The sequence below is a fragment of the Ensifer sp. EB106-03-01-XG145 genome (assembly GCF_058792075.1).
On the sequence record NZ_JBYTEC010000018.1, the window covers coordinates 33,801 to 50,493 of the forward strand.

The 16,693-nt window shown below is 62.6% G+C and carries 18 protein-coding genes; 11 read left to right on the top strand and 7 right to left on the bottom strand.

All coding sequences use genetic code 11. The features are described from left to right. The first annotated feature begins 105 nt into the window (after positions 1-105). The 7 genes from AC3WWH_RS28165 to AC3WWH_RS28195 are packed head-to-tail and all read left to right on the top strand — an operon-like array spanning position 106 to position 3,806. Positions 106-1,500 (top strand): hypothetical protein, encoded by a 1,395-nt coding sequence (locus tag AC3WWH_RS28165; RefSeq protein ID WP_245299193.1) that lies wholly within the window; start codon positions 106-108, stop codon positions 1,498-1,500. 13 nt (positions 1,501-1,513) lie between these two features. Further along, entirely contained in the window at positions 1,514-1,993 is a 480-nt protein-coding gene (locus AC3WWH_RS28170) for a hypothetical protein (protein ID WP_058323328.1), read from the top strand. Positions 1,994-2,018: 25 nt separating this feature from the next. Then, on the top strand, positions 2,019-2,867 hold the full coding sequence (locus tag AC3WWH_RS28175; RefSeq protein WP_058323329.1) for a hypothetical protein: 849 nt from the start codon (positions 2,019-2,021) through the stop codon (positions 2,865-2,867). Then, entirely contained in the window at positions 2,864-3,067 is a 204-nt protein-coding gene (locus AC3WWH_RS28180; RefSeq protein ID WP_058323330.1) for a hypothetical protein, read from the top strand. The genes AC3WWH_RS28175 and AC3WWH_RS28180 overlap by 4 nt, the downstream gene beginning before the upstream one ends. Beyond that, on the top strand, positions 3,064-3,309 hold the full coding sequence (locus tag AC3WWH_RS28185) for a hypothetical protein (protein ID WP_058323331.1): 246 nt from the start codon (positions 3,064-3,066) through the stop codon (positions 3,307-3,309). The genes AC3WWH_RS28180 and AC3WWH_RS28185 overlap by 4 nt, the downstream gene beginning before the upstream one ends. Then, positions 3,242-3,445, top strand: coding sequence for a hypothetical protein (locus tag AC3WWH_RS28190; RefSeq protein ID WP_245299195.1), 204 nt, complete (start codon positions 3,242-3,244; stop codon positions 3,443-3,445). The genes AC3WWH_RS28185 and AC3WWH_RS28190 overlap by 68 nt, the downstream gene beginning before the upstream one ends. Beyond that, a complete protein-coding gene (locus AC3WWH_RS28195; protein WP_058323332.1) occupies positions 3,432-3,806 on the top strand; it encodes a DUF1515 family protein in 375 nt (124 codons plus the stop codon). The genes AC3WWH_RS28190 and AC3WWH_RS28195 overlap by 14 nt, the downstream gene beginning before the upstream one ends. A 355-nt stretch (positions 3,807-4,161) precedes the next feature. On the opposite strand, the gene AC3WWH_RS28200 is transcribed toward AC3WWH_RS28195, so the two are convergent. Continuing rightward, complete coding sequence (locus tag AC3WWH_RS28200) at positions 4,162-5,193, bottom strand: GlxA family transcriptional regulator (protein WP_245299194.1); 1,032 nt, start codon at positions 5,191-5,193, stop codon at positions 4,162-4,164. A gap of 118 nt (positions 5,194-5,311) precedes the next feature. Here AC3WWH_RS28200 and AC3WWH_RS28205 point away from each other — a divergent pair, with 118 nt between their 5' ends. Both AC3WWH_RS28205 and AC3WWH_RS28210 read left to right on the top strand, forming a co-directional pair. Beyond that, on the top strand, positions 5,312-6,328 hold the full coding sequence (locus AC3WWH_RS28205) for an alpha/beta fold hydrolase (protein ID WP_492377345.1): 1,017 nt from the start codon (positions 5,312-5,314) through the stop codon (positions 6,326-6,328). Between the two features lie 73 nt (positions 6,329-6,401). After that, positions 6,402-7,367 carry an MBL fold metallo-hydrolase gene (locus AC3WWH_RS28210; protein ID WP_058323452.1) on the top strand — a complete coding sequence of 322 codons (966 nt, stop codon included), beginning with the start codon at positions 6,402-6,404 and terminating at the stop codon, positions 7,365-7,367. A 75-nt stretch (positions 7,368-7,442) separates the two neighbouring features. Here AC3WWH_RS28210 and AC3WWH_RS28215 read toward each other — a convergent pair whose 3' ends face one another. Genes AC3WWH_RS28215 through AC3WWH_RS28225 form a run of 3 tightly spaced genes read right to left on the bottom strand, consistent with a single transcriptional unit; the run spans position 7,443 to position 9,383 of the window. Further along, positions 7,443-8,555 (bottom strand): NADH:flavin oxidoreductase, encoded by a 1,113-nt coding sequence (locus tag AC3WWH_RS28215; protein ID WP_058323453.1) that lies wholly within the window; start codon positions 8,553-8,555, stop codon positions 7,443-7,445. Position 8,556: 1 nt separating this feature from the next. Continuing rightward, a complete protein-coding gene (locus AC3WWH_RS28220) occupies positions 8,557-8,949 on the bottom strand; it encodes a RidA family protein (protein WP_058323454.1) in 393 nt (130 codons plus the stop codon). Positions 8,950-8,990: 41 nt separating this feature from the next. Further along, positions 8,991-9,383, bottom strand: a complete 393-nt coding sequence (locus tag AC3WWH_RS28225; protein ID WP_058323455.1) for a RidA family protein — start codon at positions 9,381-9,383, stop codon at positions 8,991-8,993. A 126-nt stretch (positions 9,384-9,509) separates the two neighbouring features. Between AC3WWH_RS28225 and AC3WWH_RS28230 the strand changes: the two genes are divergently transcribed. Beyond that, positions 9,510-10,433 carry a LysR substrate-binding domain-containing protein gene (locus AC3WWH_RS28230; protein WP_082640980.1) on the top strand — a complete coding sequence of 308 codons (924 nt, stop codon included), beginning with the start codon at positions 9,510-9,512 and terminating at the stop codon, positions 10,431-10,433. 17 nt (positions 10,434-10,450) lie between these two features. On the opposite strand, the gene AC3WWH_RS28235 is transcribed toward AC3WWH_RS28230, so the two are convergent. After that, positions 10,451-10,747: a hypothetical protein gene (locus AC3WWH_RS28235; RefSeq protein WP_057254026.1), complete on the bottom strand. Its 297-nt coding sequence runs from the start codon at positions 10,745-10,747 to the stop codon at positions 10,451-10,453. A 483-nt stretch (positions 10,748-11,230) separates the two neighbouring features. Here AC3WWH_RS28235 and AC3WWH_RS28240 point away from each other — a divergent pair, with 483 nt between their 5' ends. Next, positions 11,231-13,006: an SLC13 family permease gene (locus tag AC3WWH_RS28240; protein ID WP_058323457.1), complete on the top strand. Its 1,776-nt coding sequence runs from the start codon at positions 11,231-11,233 to the stop codon at positions 13,004-13,006. Between the two features lie 81 nt (positions 13,007-13,087). On the opposite strand, the gene aspT is transcribed toward AC3WWH_RS28240, so the two are convergent. Continuing rightward, a complete protein-coding gene (gene aspT / locus AC3WWH_RS28245) occupies positions 13,088-14,767 on the bottom strand; it encodes an aspartate-alanine antiporter (protein ID WP_113398550.1) in 1,680 nt (559 codons plus the stop codon). 267 nt (positions 14,768-15,034) lie between these two features. After that, the gene (locus AC3WWH_RS28250) at positions 15,035-16,687 is read right to left on the bottom strand and encodes a bifunctional aspartate transaminase/aspartate 4-decarboxylase (protein ID WP_058323490.1); all 1,653 of its coding nucleotides are present in this window, start codon (positions 16,685-16,687) and stop codon (positions 15,035-15,037) included. Positions 16,688-16,693: the final 6 nt, after the last annotated feature.

Consider the following 16,693-nt stretch of genomic DNA (forward strand, 5'->3'; position numbering starts at 1 on the left):
GCCGGCGAACGACCCGCGTCGCAAGGTCATAAGTCCAAAAAAGTCCGTCCAACGATCCAAGCAACCCTCAAAGCGTCTTGCAGAACGCCTTTATGGAGAACAGCCATGCCCAGAACAGGGGGAGTCTATTTGCCTCCCGCCGGCACCAAAGGCGTGCCGAACACGACCATCCAGAGCGTGCCATATAACACGCTGATCGACGACTTGACCGCCGATGCCAACGCGCCGCGGCCTGTCACCGCGGGTGGTACCGGCGCGACATCGGCGAGTGCTGCGCGCACCGCACTCGGTCTCGAGATCGGGGCGACCGTCCAGGCATACGACGCCGGGCTGCAATCGATCGCCAGTCTGACGACGGCCGCAGACAGGATGCCTTATACGACTGCGAACGACCTCTATGCGACGACCGCGTTGACGCCGCTTGCACGAAACCTCCTCGATGACGTCGATGCGGCAACGATGAGGACGACCATCGGTGCGGACAATGCGTCGAACCTGACGACCGGCACCGTCGCGGATGCGCGCCTGCCGACGACGATGACGGCAAAAGCCTTCTCAGGAGCCATTACCGGAACCAGTATTCAGCTCTCTGGAAGTTACATCACCTCCGGCCAAGAGATCGTTTTTAACAACAATTCCAATAAGCATATTTGGTTCAGAAATGCTGCCGGGACAAACAGAGCTCTGTTTTACAATGATACGGCTGATAACTCCTTGAGGCTCAACCTCTACAACGCCTCTGGAGCGTTCGTCAGGACGATGTCCTTCAGGGAAAGCGACGGACTGTTGAAGGTTGAGGGGCCAATCGACAATGGGGCAAACACCCTCGTCACTGGCGACATCACCGCCGGCCGTGGCAATGGCACTGGCGTCATTTTCTTGGGCGGCGGCACCAGATACCTCCACTACGATGGCGCCAAGTACAACCTTCCGTCCGCCGGCCTCGCCATCGGCGGCAACCTAACCATCGCCGGGGGTGGCGTCTATCAGGGTGACGGCAACGTCTACATGCCGTGGGCGAGCGATTATCTTTCGAACGTCCTCAACAGCAAGATCACCACCAATGGCCGAGCTTATCCACGCCTCATGGGCGGTGGCGATTTCAACGTCCACTGGAGCGGGCAGGCCGGCCAACCGTCATGGCTCATCGGCGGCAACGACGGCCTCAATTTCTATGTCTACAACCCGTCGAATTTCAGCGTGAATTGGGCGAATAGCGCCGGCAACGCCGACACCGTTGATGGCTATCACGCCATCGATTTGAGTCAGATCTACAAGGGCACCAACCAAGACGAAACGAACTATCCGATCGGTTCGTATCTCTTGGTCTATAATGGTGGGATCGTGGCTCGAAACGTGTCGGTCGGGGTTTGGCTCAACTCGACCTCATCGTTTACGTTGTTTGCTAGTGGAGCGCAGCTCTCTGGCACTTGGCGAGTGAGAGGATGCCTCACCTACAGTGGGTCGAATAACATTCTTTTGGTTCAGCGCGTCGCATAGGAAGGAGACGGGCATGTTTGAAATTATATCTATCAGCCGCGTTGTTCAGGCTGATCCTGTCGACCTGATGCACGTAGATTGCGCGGTGATGATCAACGGTATCGAGGAAACGATCGCTGCACATGCCTATCGCGAGAACGACATCAACGGGCTTAACCCATTGATCAAAGCTTGGCTGGAGGACAACCCCTATTTCCACATCGACCCTTATGTTCCCGTCGATCCGACGCCGGAGGAAACTCGGTACATTATGCCGGATCTTTCAGCCCGGCAGCTTCGTTTAGGGCTTCTTGCTGGCGAAATTCCACCTTCGCAGGTTTCTGCGACCATCGCGGCTATGCCTGCCGGCCCTGACAAGGAGAAGGCACAAATCGAGTGGGAATACGCGGCCACCTTCAACCGAATGCACCCACTGATCGCAACCGTCGGCGCCGCGCTCAATCTCTCTGATGTCCAGATTGACGCCATGTGGTCCGCGGCCGTCAGTCTTTAGCCACTCTCCAACAATCAGGTGATCCATGAACAGAGCAGCGTTTTACGCGGCCCTGCGTCGCAGCACGTCCGGTGTACTCGGAAGATCGCTTTGTCCAAAGCAGATCGAGTGTATCGAGGCCATCCTCGGCGAGGCCCAGCGCAGGGACACAAATCTCCTCCATCTCGCAGCAATCTTCGCCGCGGCATACCACGAGACCGGCGGTGCCATGCGACCTGTCGAGGAAAATTTGAACTACTCCGCGAATCGCCTGACCAAGGTGTGGCCCGCTCGATTCCCGACACTTGCGAGTGCCGAACCCTATGCTGGCAAGCCGCGAAAGCTTGCGAACCGGGTCTATGGCGGGCGGCTCGGGAATGTGGAGGCCGATGACGGGTGGCGCTATCGCGGGCGCGGTTTGGCCCAGATAACCGGCAAGGCGAACTACGCGAAGTTCGGCATTGTAGCCGCACCTGAACAGGCGAGCGAGATGGCGACCGCAGTGAACATCCTGTTCGACGGCATGACGGAGGGGCTTTTTACCGGGAAACGGCTTTCCGACTTCGACACGGACGAGAGCCTTTCCGGGGCGGCAACCGGCTATCGTTATGCGGCATCCCGCGCGATTATCAATGGGGATATCAGGCAAAATGGCCCGACGATCGAGGCTTATGGCCGGGCGTTTGAGGCGGCATTGCGGGAAGCCGGATATGGCCGGAGTGGCCAGCAAATGGCGGGGTCGGCAGAGTCGGGCGTCGTCGTGGTGCTTCGGCCCGGAAAGTCGGGATCGGAGGCAAAAGGCGAGGGCGCCAGCGCTTCGGCCCCGTCTCTTGGCAACATCTTCGAACGCCTTGTCACCGTGATTGTCTCAATTTTCGCGAGGTGGGCGAAATGAGCGCCGTGATGATCCGTATCGTGTTGCGCTATGGCGCCGGCTTGCTTGTTGCGAAGGGCTTGCTGGCGCCTGAAACCGGTCCCGCGATTGCCGATGATCCGGACATCCAGATGCTGTTGGAGGTTGGCGTCGGCCTTGCTGCCGGCGTCCTCTCCGAAACCTGGTACGTGCTCGCGCGCCGCCTTGGCTGGGCCAGATGATGCTGGCCGGGCCGAAGTTGTTGGTCGGCGGCTTGTTACTCGCCGGCATCGTCTGGCTCGTTCACGAAATCCGGGCCGACGGTGCTCGTTCCATCGCCAATGCCATCGAAAGGCAGAACAATGACGCTCAGAGCCGCGCTCGCGAAAAGCGCCTTGATTACGATTCCTGCCTTGATGCAGGCGGGTTGTGGAACTTCGCAACCGGCCAGTGTTCCGGGTCTGCGGGGCGTCGTCGGAACTGATCTCGTCGGCGCGCGCGGCGCGACTGCGGCCGATCAACGCCGGATTGATCGCACGGCCGTTGGCCTCTGTGCTGCGGAAATCTGGACCCGAGCGGAATGCGCCAGACAAGGGGAGCGCGCCGATGTCGGCAGTTGAAATCGATGTTGCCGTTCACCGCCAGCTCGGCGAATTGGTTGCGGGCATGCGCGGTTTGCAGGAATCCATCCGCCGGATCGAGCAGGGCAGCCGCCGTGCCGAGGACAAGTACGCGGCCATTCATGGCAGCGTACATCTACGCATGGAGCAGCTGGTCGATCGCGTGGGTGAGATCGAGGCGTCTGTCACGGCGATCGGTGCGGACGTCGCGGAGATGAAGCCGGTGACCGACGACGTCAGGCGCTGGAAGCTGATGGGGATCGGCGCATTGGGCGTCACCGGCATCGCGGCGATGGCGCTGGGCGTCAGCTTCGCCGAGGCGATCCGCCGCGTCGTCTTTGTCATTATGGGTAGGGGCTGACGGGGCCGTCTGAGATCGGAGGCGCCGCGAGGGCCTGAGCTGGGTCGACGAGATTTGCCGGCCGCGTTCCGAGACAGGTCAGATCTGGATTGACCGATCGTCAAAGGAAGATCGTTCCAAACCTCTTTATTCAATGCACGCCGCGCGCCCCAACGGGCGCGCGGCGGTTTTTGCGTTTTCTATCCCTTCGGGGTCACCAAGACGGCATTGCGGTGGTCCATGATCGGCTTGTTGTCCTTACCGGGGAGCGCCAGGTGGAGGGAACCGACCAGGAGATGCGCTGTGGGCTGTCACTTTGGTCGGGTCTTGAGCGGATGCAGCTTGCTGGCGCGCTCAATCGATGGAGCGCCCTAGGTCACAAAGCCGGCACCGCATTCGGCGCTCCTGCGGCCATTCGCCGGGCGCCATCCGAGACCGAGAAGCGGAGGCGATATTCCTTTGGCGAGAGACCGAGGATCTTGCGGAAGATCTTGCGGTAGGCGTTGGTGTCGTCATAGCCGCTCTGCCAGGCGACCTGCTCGATTGACAGATGCGGGCGCTCCAGCAGATCGCGTGACTTGGCGATCCGCAGCCGCTGGCAGTACTCGGTCGGGTTGAAGCCGGTCGCCTTCTGGAAGCGGCGCAGGAACGTGCGGTCGCCGAGCCCGGCGCGCTCGGCCATCATCTGCAGCGTCACGCCCTTGGTGCTGGTGCCATGCAGCCAGTGCTGGATCTTGAGGATGACGTTGTCGCCGTGATCGAGCTTCGGCGCGAAGACGCTGTAGTAGCTCTGCTCGCGCGCGCCGGGATCGATAATCATGTACCGCGCCGTTGCCAGCATGACGTCGGTTCCGAGGAAGCGGTCGACGAGTTTCAGCCCGAGATCGATCCAGGCCATCATGCCGCCGGCGGTGATGATGTCGCCCTCGTCGATCAGCAGCCTGTCGGTGTCGACGCGGATATTGCCGTAGCGGTTGGCGATCAGGTCCTGGTGCGACCAGTGCGTGGTGATGGTACGGCCAGCAGCGAGGCCCGATTCGGCGAGCAGATAGGCGCCGCCGCAGACCGAACAGATGGTCGTGCCGCGTTGATGCTGCTCGCGCACGAAAGCGGGCAGGGTGCCGATGCGCTCCCCGACCGGCAGATCGGCGAGCGTCGGCGGCAGGATCAGCGCCACCAGGCTCGAGGAGGGATCCTGGTGGGTGTCGCGTGATTTCGCCACCGAGCCGTCTTCCTGCAGCTTCCAATGGCTGATGCGGATCTGGGGAGCGTCTACCCCGCTCTGTTCGACCGATTGCATGCTCGCCACCTGGAACATGTCGGTCAGCCCGTGGATCGCCGACATCAGGGCGCGCGGGTAGACGACGATGCCGATCTCCGCCGGTTCGCTTTCCGCTCGTTTTGTCACTTCTGCCCCCATCGTTGTCAGCTTTGCCGGTCGAGAGGTTAGGCCCCCCGATTTATCAATTCAACCATCGCTTCCACGGGATGGAAGCCGGGCAACAGAGATCAAAGAGGTGAGGACAATGACACAGGCAAAAGCAGTTTCCGCAACCGTTTCCAATGGCCTTTCGCGCCGCAACGTTCTTTCGGCAGCCTTCGGTGCCGCCGCCACCGCCGCCGCGGTCAACGCAATGAATATTCCGGCCAAGGCCGCATCCGCCACCGCATCAACCGCCGGCGCGTCCGGCACCGAGGGAGCAAAGACCATGGGCAGCCGCATCACCACCCGCGATGGCGTCGAGATCTACTACAAGGACTGGGGTCCAAAGGATGGCCCGGTCGTCGTGCTCAGCCACGGCTGGCCGCTGTCGTCGGACAGCTGGGAAGCGCAGGCCTTCCATCTCGCCGCCAATGGCTTCCGCGTCATCACCCATGACCGCCGCGGCCATGGGCGCTCGTCGCAGCCCTGGGACGGCAACGACATGGATCACTACGCCGACGATCTGGCCGATCTGATCAATGCGCTCGATCTGAAGGGCATCTTCCTTGCGGGCTTTTCCACCGGCGGCGGCGAGATCAGCCGTTACATCGGCCGCCACGGCACCAGCCGCGTCGCCAAGGCCGGGTTGATCTCGGCGGTGCCGCCGCTGATGGTCAAGACCGACAAGACCCCCGGCGGCCTGCCGAAGGAGGTGTTCGACGGGCTGCAGGCGGCAAGCCTCAAGGATCGCTCGAAGCTCTACCGCGATATCGCCTCGGGTCCGTTCTTCGGCTTCAACCGCCCGGGCGCGGTCGCCTCTCAAGGCATGATCGACAGTTTCTGGCTGCAGGGCATGACGGGCGGCCACAAGAACACCTACGACTCGATCGTCGCCTTCTCGCAGACCGACTTTACCGAGGACCTGAAGAAGTTTGACGTGCCGACCTTGATCATCCATGGCGACGACGACCAGATCGTGCCGATCGATGCGGCCGCGCGGGCTTCGAAGAAGCTCGTCCCACATGCGGAACTGAAGGTCTATGCCGGCGCGCCGCACGGCATTACCGATACGCACAAGGACCAGCTTAACGCCGACCTGCTCGCGTTTGCCAAGGCCTGATGCTTGCTCGCCGGTGGCGCCCAAGGGGCGCACCGGCACCTTTCCTCAGACGTTTCAGCCAAGGACTAAAGCCATGACCTCTTCCCGCATTTCCACCGACGCATCCGGTCTCGATCGTCGTGAATTCCTTGCCGGTTCCAGCGCGATTGCTGCTTCCGTCCTCCTGCCGAAAGGTGCCTACACCGCTGACATCCATCGCCTTCGGCACGGCAGCTTCGATATTTCCGTCGTCAGCGACGGCTTCATCATGCTGCCGGTGAGCATCGTGCTGCCGGATGCGACGCCTGAAGAGCGGCCGGACATCATGCGCCGCCTCGGCGGCACGCCCGAACGCGCGCCGTTTCATACCAATATCCCCGTCATCCGCACCGGCGGTGATCTGATCGTGGTCGACGACGGCTCCGGCAATCACTTCCAGGAGAGCGCCGGCAAGCTCCGCGCCAATCTGTTGGCCGCTGGCATCGATCCGGGCCTGGTGACGAAGGTGGTACTGACCCACGCCCATCCCGATCATGCCGGAGGCACCCTTGGCGTCGACGGCAAATTGACCTTTCCGAACGCGCAGTATTTCGTTTCGGAGGCCGAGTGGCAGTTCTGGACCGATCCGAACTTCGAAAAGGTGATGCCGCAGGCGTTGCATGGCTTTGCCAAGGGCGCGCAGCGCGACCTCTTTGCCGTTCAGGACCGCCTGACCTTGGTCAAGCCCGGCGACGAGATCGTCAGCGGCATGCAGGTGCTCGATACGCGCGGCCATACGCCCGGCCACATCTCGCTTCAGCTTGCCGGTGGCGACGGGGCGGGACATGACGGCCTGGTGATCACGGGCGATGCGGTGACCAGCAATGTCGTCTTTTTCGAACATCCCGACTGGCATTTCGGCTTCGACACGGATGCCGAACTGGCCTTGAAGAACCGCAAGGCCCTGATCGACAGGGCGGCATCGGAGCGGCTAGCGTTGCTTGGCTATCACTGGGCCTATCCGGGGATCGGGCGCGCCGAGCGGAACGGCTCAGCCTATCGTTTCGTCGCGGCGTTGTAACCGCGACGAGCAGTCCTCAACGAACGCGAGCGACGTTGCCGACGGGCGCCTTCTCAAGCGCCCGTCGATCCATTCTCAGAGTGCGAGCTCGCTGTCCTTGATGTCGCTGATCGGCGCGAGGAACGGCAGGTCGAACGGACGCAGATCGTTGCGTTTGGCGGTCAGCCGCGGCCAGTCGGGATTGACGAGCGCGCCGCGGCCAAGCGCGATCATGTCGGCCCCGGCTTCCATCACCTCCTCTGCGCGTGCGAGATCGTGCAGACTGCCATTGGCGATGAGGAACAGGCGCGGCGCGTGGCGATGGGCAAGCGCCACGAGTGAGGCGTCGCCGTCGTCGAAGGCCGGCTTCCAGGCTTCGAACTCGGTCACGTGAACGAAATCGGCCGGACTTTCGGCCAGCGTCTTGAACACGCGCGCTGCACCCGGTTCGCGTTCGGCCCATTTGTGCCTGAAGTCGTTGACCTTGCCCTGGGAGAGGCGCAGTCCGAGCGGGACGTTGGGGCCTATCGCCGCGCGCACAGCCTTCAGCACCTCGAGCGACAGACCGAGCCGCTGCACGATATCGCCGCCCCAGCGGTCTGTCCGCCGGTTCGAGAAATCGGTGAAGAACTGATCGAGCAGGTAGCCGTTGGCGCCGTGGATCTCGATGCCGTCGAAGCCGGCGACCTCGATAGCCAAGCGAGCGGCATTAGCGAAGCCCTCGATCGCTTCGGCAATCTCGACCTCGCTGATATCGCGCGGCAAAGGATAGGGGCCGTCGCCATGGTAGCCGGTCATCTGGGTGCCCTTCGGACGTATGGCCGAGGGGCCTACCGTATCCGGGCGGTAGGGGTTGCCCTGTGCCAATGCGCCGCCATGCATGAGCTGCGCGAAGATGCGGCCACCAGCGGCGTGGACTGTATCGACGACGCGGCGCCAGGCAGCCGCCTGTTCCCTGTCGGTCAGGCCGGGCTGGTCCCTGTAGGTCTGGGAATAGGCATTGTCGGTGTAGATGCCTTCGGTCGTGATCAGGCTGAAGCCGCCGCGGGCGAAGCGTTCGTAGTAGTGCTGCATGCGTTCGCCTGGAACGCCTGCAGCCGAAGCGCTGATGCGGGTCATCGGCGCGACCGACAGGCGGTTGGTGAAATCGAGCCCCTTGAGGGTGATGCCAGTGAAAACGGGAGATGGAAGGATCTGTGGCGCGTTCATCTCAGCGGTCTCCGTCAAGCGCGATCGCTTCGATCTCGATCAGTGCATCGGGTGAATAGAGAGAAGAAACCTCGATCATGCTTTCAGCCGGGTAGGGTGCCGAAAGCCACTTGCGGCGAAGGTCGACCATCTTTCCCGCGTTCTCGGTGGAACGCAGGAAGATCGTGGTCTTGACGACCTTGTCGAGCCCGGAGCCGGCCGACTTCAAGGCGCGGTCGAGATTGCGAAAAGCCTGGTTGGCCTGGCGGTCGAAATCGCCAATGCCGACGATTTCGCCGTCGTCACCGATTGCCGCCTGGCCGGAGACAAAGACGAAGCCATTGGCCCCGATTGCCTGGGAGAGCAGGAACGGCGCGTAGGGATCCGGCGTGGTGACGACCTGTTCAAGATGCATGGAATGTCCTTTCGATGCCGGAACGATTTCCGGCGCTCATCTCAACGGCCTGCGTCGAGCGCGATCGCCTCGATCTCGATCAGCGCGTCAGGCGAGTAGAGCGAGGAGACCTCGATGATGCTGTCGGCGGGGTAGGGTGCCGAAAACCATTTGCGACGGAGTTCGATGATCTTCCCGAAATTCTCCATGGAGCGCAGGAAGATCGTAACCTTGACGATCTTGTCGAGGCCGGATCCGGCGGCCTTCAAGGCCCGGTCGAGGTTGCGGAAGGCCTGTTCGGCCTGGCGGTCGAAATCGCCTTCGCCGACGAGCTCGCCGTTATCGCCGATCGCTGCCTGGCCTGAGACGAAGATGAAGCCGTTGGCCTTGATCGCCTGGGAAAGCAGGAAGGGCGCGTAGGGATCCGGCTTGGTGATGACCTGTTCGAGAGACATGATTTGTCCTTACATGCTTGAGTTTTTCTCAGCTTGGCGCTGTTGCCTTGGCTGTTGAACTCAATATGTTGCGGAGATAGCAGGTTGACAAAGAGTGATTTCTCAGCTGATAGATGAGATGAATTCATCCATGGGGATGCGATGAGAAAGCTGCCGCCGCTCGGCGCCTTGCGGGTCTTCGAAGCGGCCGCCCGCCGGCTGAGCTTCAAGCATGCGGCGGAAGAGCTGAACGTTTCGGCGACCGCCGTCAGCCACCAAATCCGGCAGCTGGAGGAGATACTGGAGGTCAAGCTCTTCGAGCGCGAGACGCGACAGGTGCATCTGACGGCTGCCGGCAAGGCGCTGTTTCCGGTGCTGCGCGATGGTCTCGATCGCTTCGAGCAGGCGATTGCCGACGTGCGCCGCCAGCAGGGGAGCAAGGTGGCCCGGCTGACCTCGACGGTCGCCTTCGTCGCCAAGCGTCTGGCGCCGCTCGCCGGCTCGTTTCGCGAGGCCTATCCGGACTGGACGCTTAGGCTCGACGCGTCCAACCGCACGATCGACCTGGAGGCGGATGCGGACGCCGCAATCCGTCTCGGCGGCGGACACTACCCGGGTCTGATTACCGAGCCGCTGTTTGCCGATCGTTTCGCGCCGGTCTGTGCGCCGCGACTGGTGCCGGCAAGTGCTGCGGATCTCAAACGCTCAACGCTCATTCATTTCGATTGGGGTGCGGCTCGCCGAGACGAGCCGCGTGCGCCGGTCTGGCGGCAATGGCTGGAGCGGGCTGGCATCGCAGATGTCGATGCGAATGCGGGTCTTTCGTTTACCGATGAAATCCATGCCGTTCAGGCCGCCGTGGCCGGGCAGGGCATCGGCCTTTTGAGCCTGACGCTGGTCGCCGAGGAACTCGCCTCGGGCATTCTCGTCCAGCCTTTTCCTGTGACGCTCGAAAGCGACCGCTACGATCTCGTCTATAGCCCACGGATGGCAGATCGACCGGCGACGCAGTTGTTGCGCGATTGGGTGATCGCGCAATTCGGCAGCGGCGACTGCCGCTCGCTCCCATAGTCGCCCCACGAAATGCGTCAGTCAAAATCGAAAATATCATCCGGCTGCCAGCGCCGGCTGGTGAGGCGCAACGACCGGTCCGGCTCGATGATATAGGTTTCGTAGACCTTGCGGCCGTACTGGTCGATGAACTGGTGCGGCACGATGCTGCCGACAGGCGACTTCGTGAGCTTGGTGCGCGGCTGGCCGCCATAGGTGATGCTGCCGGGGATCGGCTCGAGGTTCGACGAATAGCCGTAATAGCTTGAGCCGCCGCTTGCGGTACAGCCGCTCAGAAGCAGAACGACGGAGAGGGCGGCAAGGGCGTTTTTCATGTCGGCGATCCTCGGTTACGGGTGCGCTTGGTAGGGGAGGCGCAGTCAGGTTCCTCGCCTTCAAATGGACTACGGAACGCGCTGCAACACTTTGATCTATTGTACAATTTCCTGATGCAAATCCAAGGGCTCGCAATTATCTAGGCAAGCCTTACGCTTGCTTCCAGCAAGCCTGGGGCGACGCGGTGGAAGAAGCAGCTGGTCCGCCGACACCGGCGGCAAAAGCGGCGGCCACGGCGCTCCAACACCCTTTGCTAAAGTGTAGGGCGGCAACGGTGTTTTCCAAGTCGGCAACGTCGCGTGAGTGCCTTGCGGTCGCTGGAGAATTTCGCCTTCGTACCAAGATTTGTCGCTGAGCCGGATTCCGGTGCGGAGAAAGATGCGTTACTTCTCACGTGAACGTTCCGGCGGATCGCGCGTTTCGGCCTTGCGCCAACTGCACGTTCCGTCCCGCCCAGTCCTTTCGCCGAACCCGGGTATTGCATGACCGCCGAACAGTCTCTCGCGTTTATCGTCATCGGCGCCATGATGGTTTTCTTCATCTGGGGGCGCTTCCGGTACGACGTGATCGCCTGTTCGGCGCTGATGCTGGCGGTGGCCGTCGGCATCGTGCCTTACGATCATGCCTTCGACGGTTTCAGCGACGACATCGTCATCATCGTCGGCAGTGCCTTGATCGTCAGCGCCGGCGTGGCGCGCTCAGGCGTGGTGGATGCGGCGATCCAGCGCTTCCTGCCCAATATCTCGTCGGTCCGGGCCCAGCTTGCGCTGCTGGTCATCACGGTGACGGTGCTTTCCGCCTTCATCAAGAATATCGGGGCGCTGGCGATCATGCTGCCGGTCGCCTTCCAGTTCGCCCGGCGGTCGAATGTCCAGCCTTCGGTCTTCCTGATGCCGATGGCCTTCGGTTCGCTGATTGGCGGGCTGATGACGCAGGTCGGCACCTCGCCGAATATCGTCGTGTCGCGCGTGCGTCAGGAACTGACCGGCGAGAGTTTTACGATGTTCGACTTCACGCCCGTCGGCGCGACCTTGGCGCTGGTCGGCTGCATCTTCCTGCTCTTTGCCTACAAGCTCGTGCCGCAACGGACCAGCAGCCAAGTTTCGGTTCATTCGGCGATCGAGATTACCGACTATACGTCGGAGGCCGTCGTTGCTGCCGGATCTCCCGCGATCGGCAAGTCGCTCAGCGCTCTGGTCAAGCTCGGCGATGGCGGTGCCGTCGTCATCGCCATTTTTCGCCGCGGCCTGCATCTGGCGCCGCTGCCCGACATCACGCTTGAAGCCGACGACATCCTGCTGCTTGAAGGCGGGCCGGGGGCGCTCGATCGTATTGTCTCGCAGGCCAAGCTGAAGATCGCCGGAGACCGCTCGCCGGGTAGCCGCGAGAAGGCAGGGTCCGAAATCGAGGCGGTGGAGGCGGTCGTCGGCAGCGGTTCGCCGATCGAAGGCATGTCGGCGCAGCGCCTGGCGCTGTTCAACACCCACAATATCAACCTGCTCGCCGTCAGCCGCCAGGGCGAAAGGCTGAAGCAGCGGCTCGGCAGCATTCGTCTGCGCGCCGGCGACGTCATTGTGTTGCAAGGCGCGCGGCGCGAATTGACGTCTTTTCTGCAGGACTTCGGCTGCCTGCCGCTCGCGCAGCGCGAGATCCTGCTCGGCACCACGCGCAAAGCGCCGTTGCCGCTTCTGGTCCTGGCCGCCGCCATGGGCTCGACGGCAGTCGGCCTCGTGCCGGTGCCGATCGCCTTTTTCGCAGCGGCCCTTGCCATGGTCATCTTCCGCATTATTCCGTTGCGCGACGTCTACCGTTCCGTCGACGGGCCGATCCTCGTGATGCTGGCGGCGCTGATCCCGGTCAGTGATTCCCTGCGCACGACCGGGGGGACGGAAGTCATTGCCGGGTGGCTCGGTACGGTTGCCGCCGGCTTGCCGCCGGCAGGCGCGTTGACCATCATCCTGCTTGCGGCAATGGCGGTCACACCGTTCCTCAACAACGCCGCGACCGTGCTGGTCATGGCGCCGATCGCCGCGAGCTTCGCCGGCGCACTCGGCTATCGGCCGGAGGCCTTCCTGATGGCGACCGCCATCGGTGCCGGCTGCGATTTCCTGACGCCGATCGGCCACCAGTGCAACACGCTGGTCATGGGTCCGGGCGGCTACCGGTTCAGCGACTATCCGCGCCTCGGCCTGCCGCTCTCGCTCGTGATTGTCATCGTCAGCATACCGACGCTGATGGTGGTCTGGCCTCTGCGGTAGTTTCCTGACCTAACGTCAGGCCGCTCCGTGCATGACGCAGCAATCGGCCGGCACGGCATGCTGACGTCGGCGGTTTAGACGCTACCCAAGAACCGTGACAAGCACAGCCCCCCAGAGCGCCAGGAGCACGTTGCCGATCGCATAGCCAAGGCCGTAGCCGAGGGTTGGCACCTGGCTGCCGGCAGCCTCCTGCACCGCGGCGAGCGCCGGCGCCGAGGTTCCAGCGCCGCAGCAGGTGCCGGCGAGCACGCCTTCGTTCATGCGGAAGACCCAACGGCCAAGCGCAAGTGCTGCGAGGTGCGAAATCAGGCAGATCAGCAGACTGGCGATCACGAGCGCCGGACCGGACTGAACGAGGCCCGTGACGAAGCTCGGGCCGGCCGAGATGCCGACGCAGGCGATGAAGGCGCAGAGCCCGACGCTGTCGAAGAACCAGAGGGTTGCCTCCGGCACGAAGCCGAAGGTGCGCCGGACCGAGCGCAGCCAGCCGGCGACGAGACCCGCGATCAGGACGCCGACCGCAACGCCGAGGCCGATTTCAAGGGCTCCGAGTTTCAGCGCGGGTATGCCGATGAGGCCGCCGAGGAAAATGAAGACGCCGACATAGACCATGTCGGTCGCCGTCGTCTTGCGATCCGCATAGCCGAGCCGGGCAGCGACATCCTCCACATGGCGCCTGGCACCGGCGATCGACATCACGTCACCCCGGCGGATTGTCAGCCCGGGGAAAATCGGGATCGGCTGGCCGGCACGCAGGATGCCGCGCAGGAAGACCGAGCGCGCCTCGGGCTGCTGCTTGAGCTGCCAAAGGCGTTTGCCGGCGACGTCCTTGTTGGTCACCACCACGTCGAGAATTTCGACCGGAATGTCGAGAAGCTCGCGGTCATCGATCTCGGTGCCGATCCGGCTGGCATATTCCACCAGGAAACCGCGAAGCCCGGCGACCGCAATGATGTCCCCGGCCTGCAGTCGCTCTTGCGGGGCGGGGGAGATGATCTCATTGCCCCTGCGAATCTGCTCGATATAGGCCTTCTGATGCTCAGGGACTCGCGCCTCCGCTTTCGCCACGGTCAGGCCGACCAGATTATCGGCGATCTCAAAGGCGCGCGCTTCGATCTCGCGGCGGGCGGTATCGCCGCTGTTCTCCGGGGCGATGTTGAGTTCGGCTTCGAGCTCGGCGCAGGCTTCCTTCAGGCTGCGGCCGAACATGCGCGGTGCGAGCTGCGACTGGACGAGGATCGCGGTGACGACGCCGACGAGATAGGCGACCGCAAAGCCGGTGGCCACGGCGGATTCGAATTGGCTGGTGGCTTCGGGTGTTGGCGCCGTCTTGCGGAAGGTGTCGATGGCGACGCCGACGGTCGCCGATTCCGTTGCCCCGCCCGCAAGGACGCCTGCGGCCGTGCCGAGATCGAAACCGAACAGGATCGAAAGAAGGATCGCCGCCGCGAGCGCCGCGACGCAGAGCGTCACCGTGACGGCGATCTGGGGCAGGGCATCGGCATTGAGGCTCTGGAAGAATTGCGGGCCGGTGCGGTAGCCGATGGCGAAGAGGAACAGCAGGAAGAACGCCTGTTTCACGTCGTTCGAAAGCTCGGCGCCCGTCTGGCCGATCAGCACGCCCGCCAGCAGGCAACCGGTGACGGCGCCGATGGTCACGCCGAAGATGGTGATCTTGCCGACGGCGTAGCCGATGCCGAGCGCGAGGAACAGGGCAAGCTCCGGATGCGCCCTGAGGATGCCGAACAGGTGATCGATCACGCCGCTTTACTCCCAACTCCATGCCGAAGGAGCGCCTTCAGCCTGATGATGCGCTGCTCACTTGCCGGCAGGACCCTGCCGGAAAATCCGGGGTGGCTGGGTAACAGGACGTCTGCTCACGCCCTACCGCATGTTTCCTTCAATTGTCGCCGATTGAAGGACAAAAACATGCAGCAATTCAAAGTGCTACAGCGACCTTTGCGCGTCTAACTGAACGCGGCGCTGTAGGGGGAGGCGGCCGACGGGTTTGCCGGCCGCCTTGCTCGACTAGCTGATCTTCAGGCCCTTGGCCGCCTGGTAGGTCTGCACGTAGCCACGCGCCACGGAGCGCACGGCACGGCCGATCTGCGAATAGGCGTCGTCATTGAGGTTGGCGAAGGAAACGCGCGCCGACCAGTTTGGCGCGTCGAAGCCGGAGCCGTTCAAGAGAACGATGCCGTGGTCCTCGGCCAGTCGGAAGGGAATGTCGAGCGGATGGATGTTGTCCTTCACCCATTCGACAACATCCTGCCCGACATATTTGCGCAGCCAGAACTCGAAATCGATGATGCCGTAATAGTGGTCGAAATAGATGCCCGGGTTGGACTCGACGCCCATGCCGTTTACGAGGTTCCAGAACCGCTTCGTGCAGATGGCGATGCAGGCCTTCTGGTAGGCCTTCTCGACATCCATCAGCTCGACCAGGCTGAAGAGCGACATCATGACCTGCTGGGGAAGCGACAGGCCGGCGGTGTGGTTCAGCGCCACGTCGCGGCTGTCGGCGACGATGCGGTCGATGAACTTCACCTCGCGCGGCTTCGGCGTCATCGCCTTGTAGCGCTTTTCCAGAAGCTTTTGGATCGGCTCGGGATGCGCCTTGATCCTCTCGTCGAAGATATTGTCCTGGGCAACGGCCACCACGCCGAGGCGCCAGCCGGTGCAGCCGAAGTACTTCGAATAGGAATAGACGCCGATGGTGTTGCGCGGCAGATGGCCGAGCAATGACTGGAACCCCGGGACGAAGGTGCCGTAGACGTCATCGGTAAGGATGATCAGATCGGGTCGCTTGTTGTTTACGAGATCGACAAGGCGCTTGATCGAATCCGGATCCATCGCGACGGCGGACGGGTTGCCGGGGTTGACCAGGAACAGCGCCTTCACCTCGGGGTTTTCCAGCGCCTTGATGTCATCGTCGGTGAACTGGAAGCGGTCTTCCTGCTCGGCGCTGACATTGATGGTCTTCAGCGTGTAATCCTCGAGCTGCGGCATCTCGAGATAGGGCGTGAAGATCGGCGTTCCGAGCGCGATCGTGTCGCCGGCGTTGAGGATGCGGGCGTTCTTCAAGGCCTTGAAGATGTAGCACATGGCGGCGGTGCCGCCTTCGACCGGGTAGAGGTCGAATTTCACGCTTGGCCGGTGGCCGGCGCACATCGCCCACATCAGATATTCGTGGGTGATGATCTCGTTGTGATGCAGCGCCCGATCGGGGACCGGATAGTTGTCGCCGATGATCGAGTCGGTCAGCTCATGCACGAATCCATCCGGGTCGAAGCCGAAGGTGTTGATGGCATAGGCGACGGCGTCACCGAGGGTTTTGGCGGCCGGGACGCCTTCGTCGTCCTCGTCCACGGTTTCCGTGCTTTGAAGCTGTTTCTTGATCCACTTCTGGAACCGCGCATGCGCGCCGTCCTGGGGCGGCATGCCGGCGACGCCCGCCTTCGGATCGTAGTAGGCGCGTTTAGCCTCCGTCAGGGCGAACTGGCCGAGCAGGAAGAAGGCTTCGCGGGCGCGCGTTGCCGTCCAGTTCGGGTTGCCGCGGCCGGCATTGAGGAAGGCCTTGGCGGATTTCTGCGAGCTCGTCTTGGCGAGCTTGATCAGTTCGTCCTTGATTTCGAACGGGCTGAGATCGGAAATGCTGTCGTAGAATTTTCTGTCCAACATGATCCA

Coding starts and splice junctions, on each gene's coding strand:
- AC3WWH_RS28195 (WP_058323332.1), top strand. CDS start 3,432: ATGTCGGCAGTTGAAATCGATGTTGCCGTTCACCGCCAGCTCGGCGAA.
- AC3WWH_RS28205 (WP_492377345.1), top strand. CDS start 5,312: ATGACACAGGCAAAAGCAGTTTCCGCAACCGTTTCCAATGGCCTTTCG.
- AC3WWH_RS28235 (WP_057254026.1), bottom strand. CDS start 10,747: ATGAAAAACGCCCTTGCCGCCCTCTCCGTCGTTCTGCTTCTGAGCGGC.
- AC3WWH_RS28185 (WP_058323331.1), top strand. CDS start 3,064: ATGATGCTGGCCGGGCCGAAGTTGTTGGTCGGCGGCTTGTTACTCGCC.
- AC3WWH_RS28225 (WP_058323455.1), bottom strand. CDS start 9,383: ATGTCTCTCGAACAGGTCATCACCAAGCCGGATCCCTACGCGCCCTTC.
- AC3WWH_RS28215 (WP_058323453.1), bottom strand. CDS start 8,555: ATGAACGCGCCACAGATCCTTCCATCTCCCGTTTTCACTGGCATCACC.
- AC3WWH_RS28180 (WP_058323330.1), top strand. CDS start 2,864: ATGAGCGCCGTGATGATCCGTATCGTGTTGCGCTATGGCGCCGGCTTG.
- AC3WWH_RS28210 (WP_058323452.1), top strand. CDS start 6,402: ATGACCTCTTCCCGCATTTCCACCGACGCATCCGGTCTCGATCGTCGT.
- AC3WWH_RS28220 (WP_058323454.1), bottom strand. CDS start 8,949: ATGCATCTTGAACAGGTCGTCACCACGCCGGATCCCTACGCGCCGTTC.
- AC3WWH_RS28165 (WP_245299193.1), top strand. CDS start 106: ATGCCCAGAACAGGGGGAGTCTATTTGCCTCCCGCCGGCACCAAAGGC.
- AC3WWH_RS28175 (WP_058323329.1), top strand. CDS start 2,019: ATGAACAGAGCAGCGTTTTACGCGGCCCTGCGTCGCAGCACGTCCGGT.
- AC3WWH_RS28240 (WP_058323457.1), top strand. CDS start 11,231: ATGACCGCCGAACAGTCTCTCGCGTTTATCGTCATCGGCGCCATGATG.
- AC3WWH_RS28170 (WP_058323328.1), top strand. CDS start 1,514: ATGTTTGAAATTATATCTATCAGCCGCGTTGTTCAGGCTGATCCTGTC.
- AC3WWH_RS28250 (WP_058323490.1), bottom strand. CDS start 16,687: ATGTTGGACAGAAAATTCTACGACAGCATTTCCGATCTCAGCCCGTTC.
- AC3WWH_RS28190 (WP_245299195.1), top strand. CDS start 3,242: ATGCAGGCGGGTTGTGGAACTTCGCAACCGGCCAGTGTTCCGGGTCTG.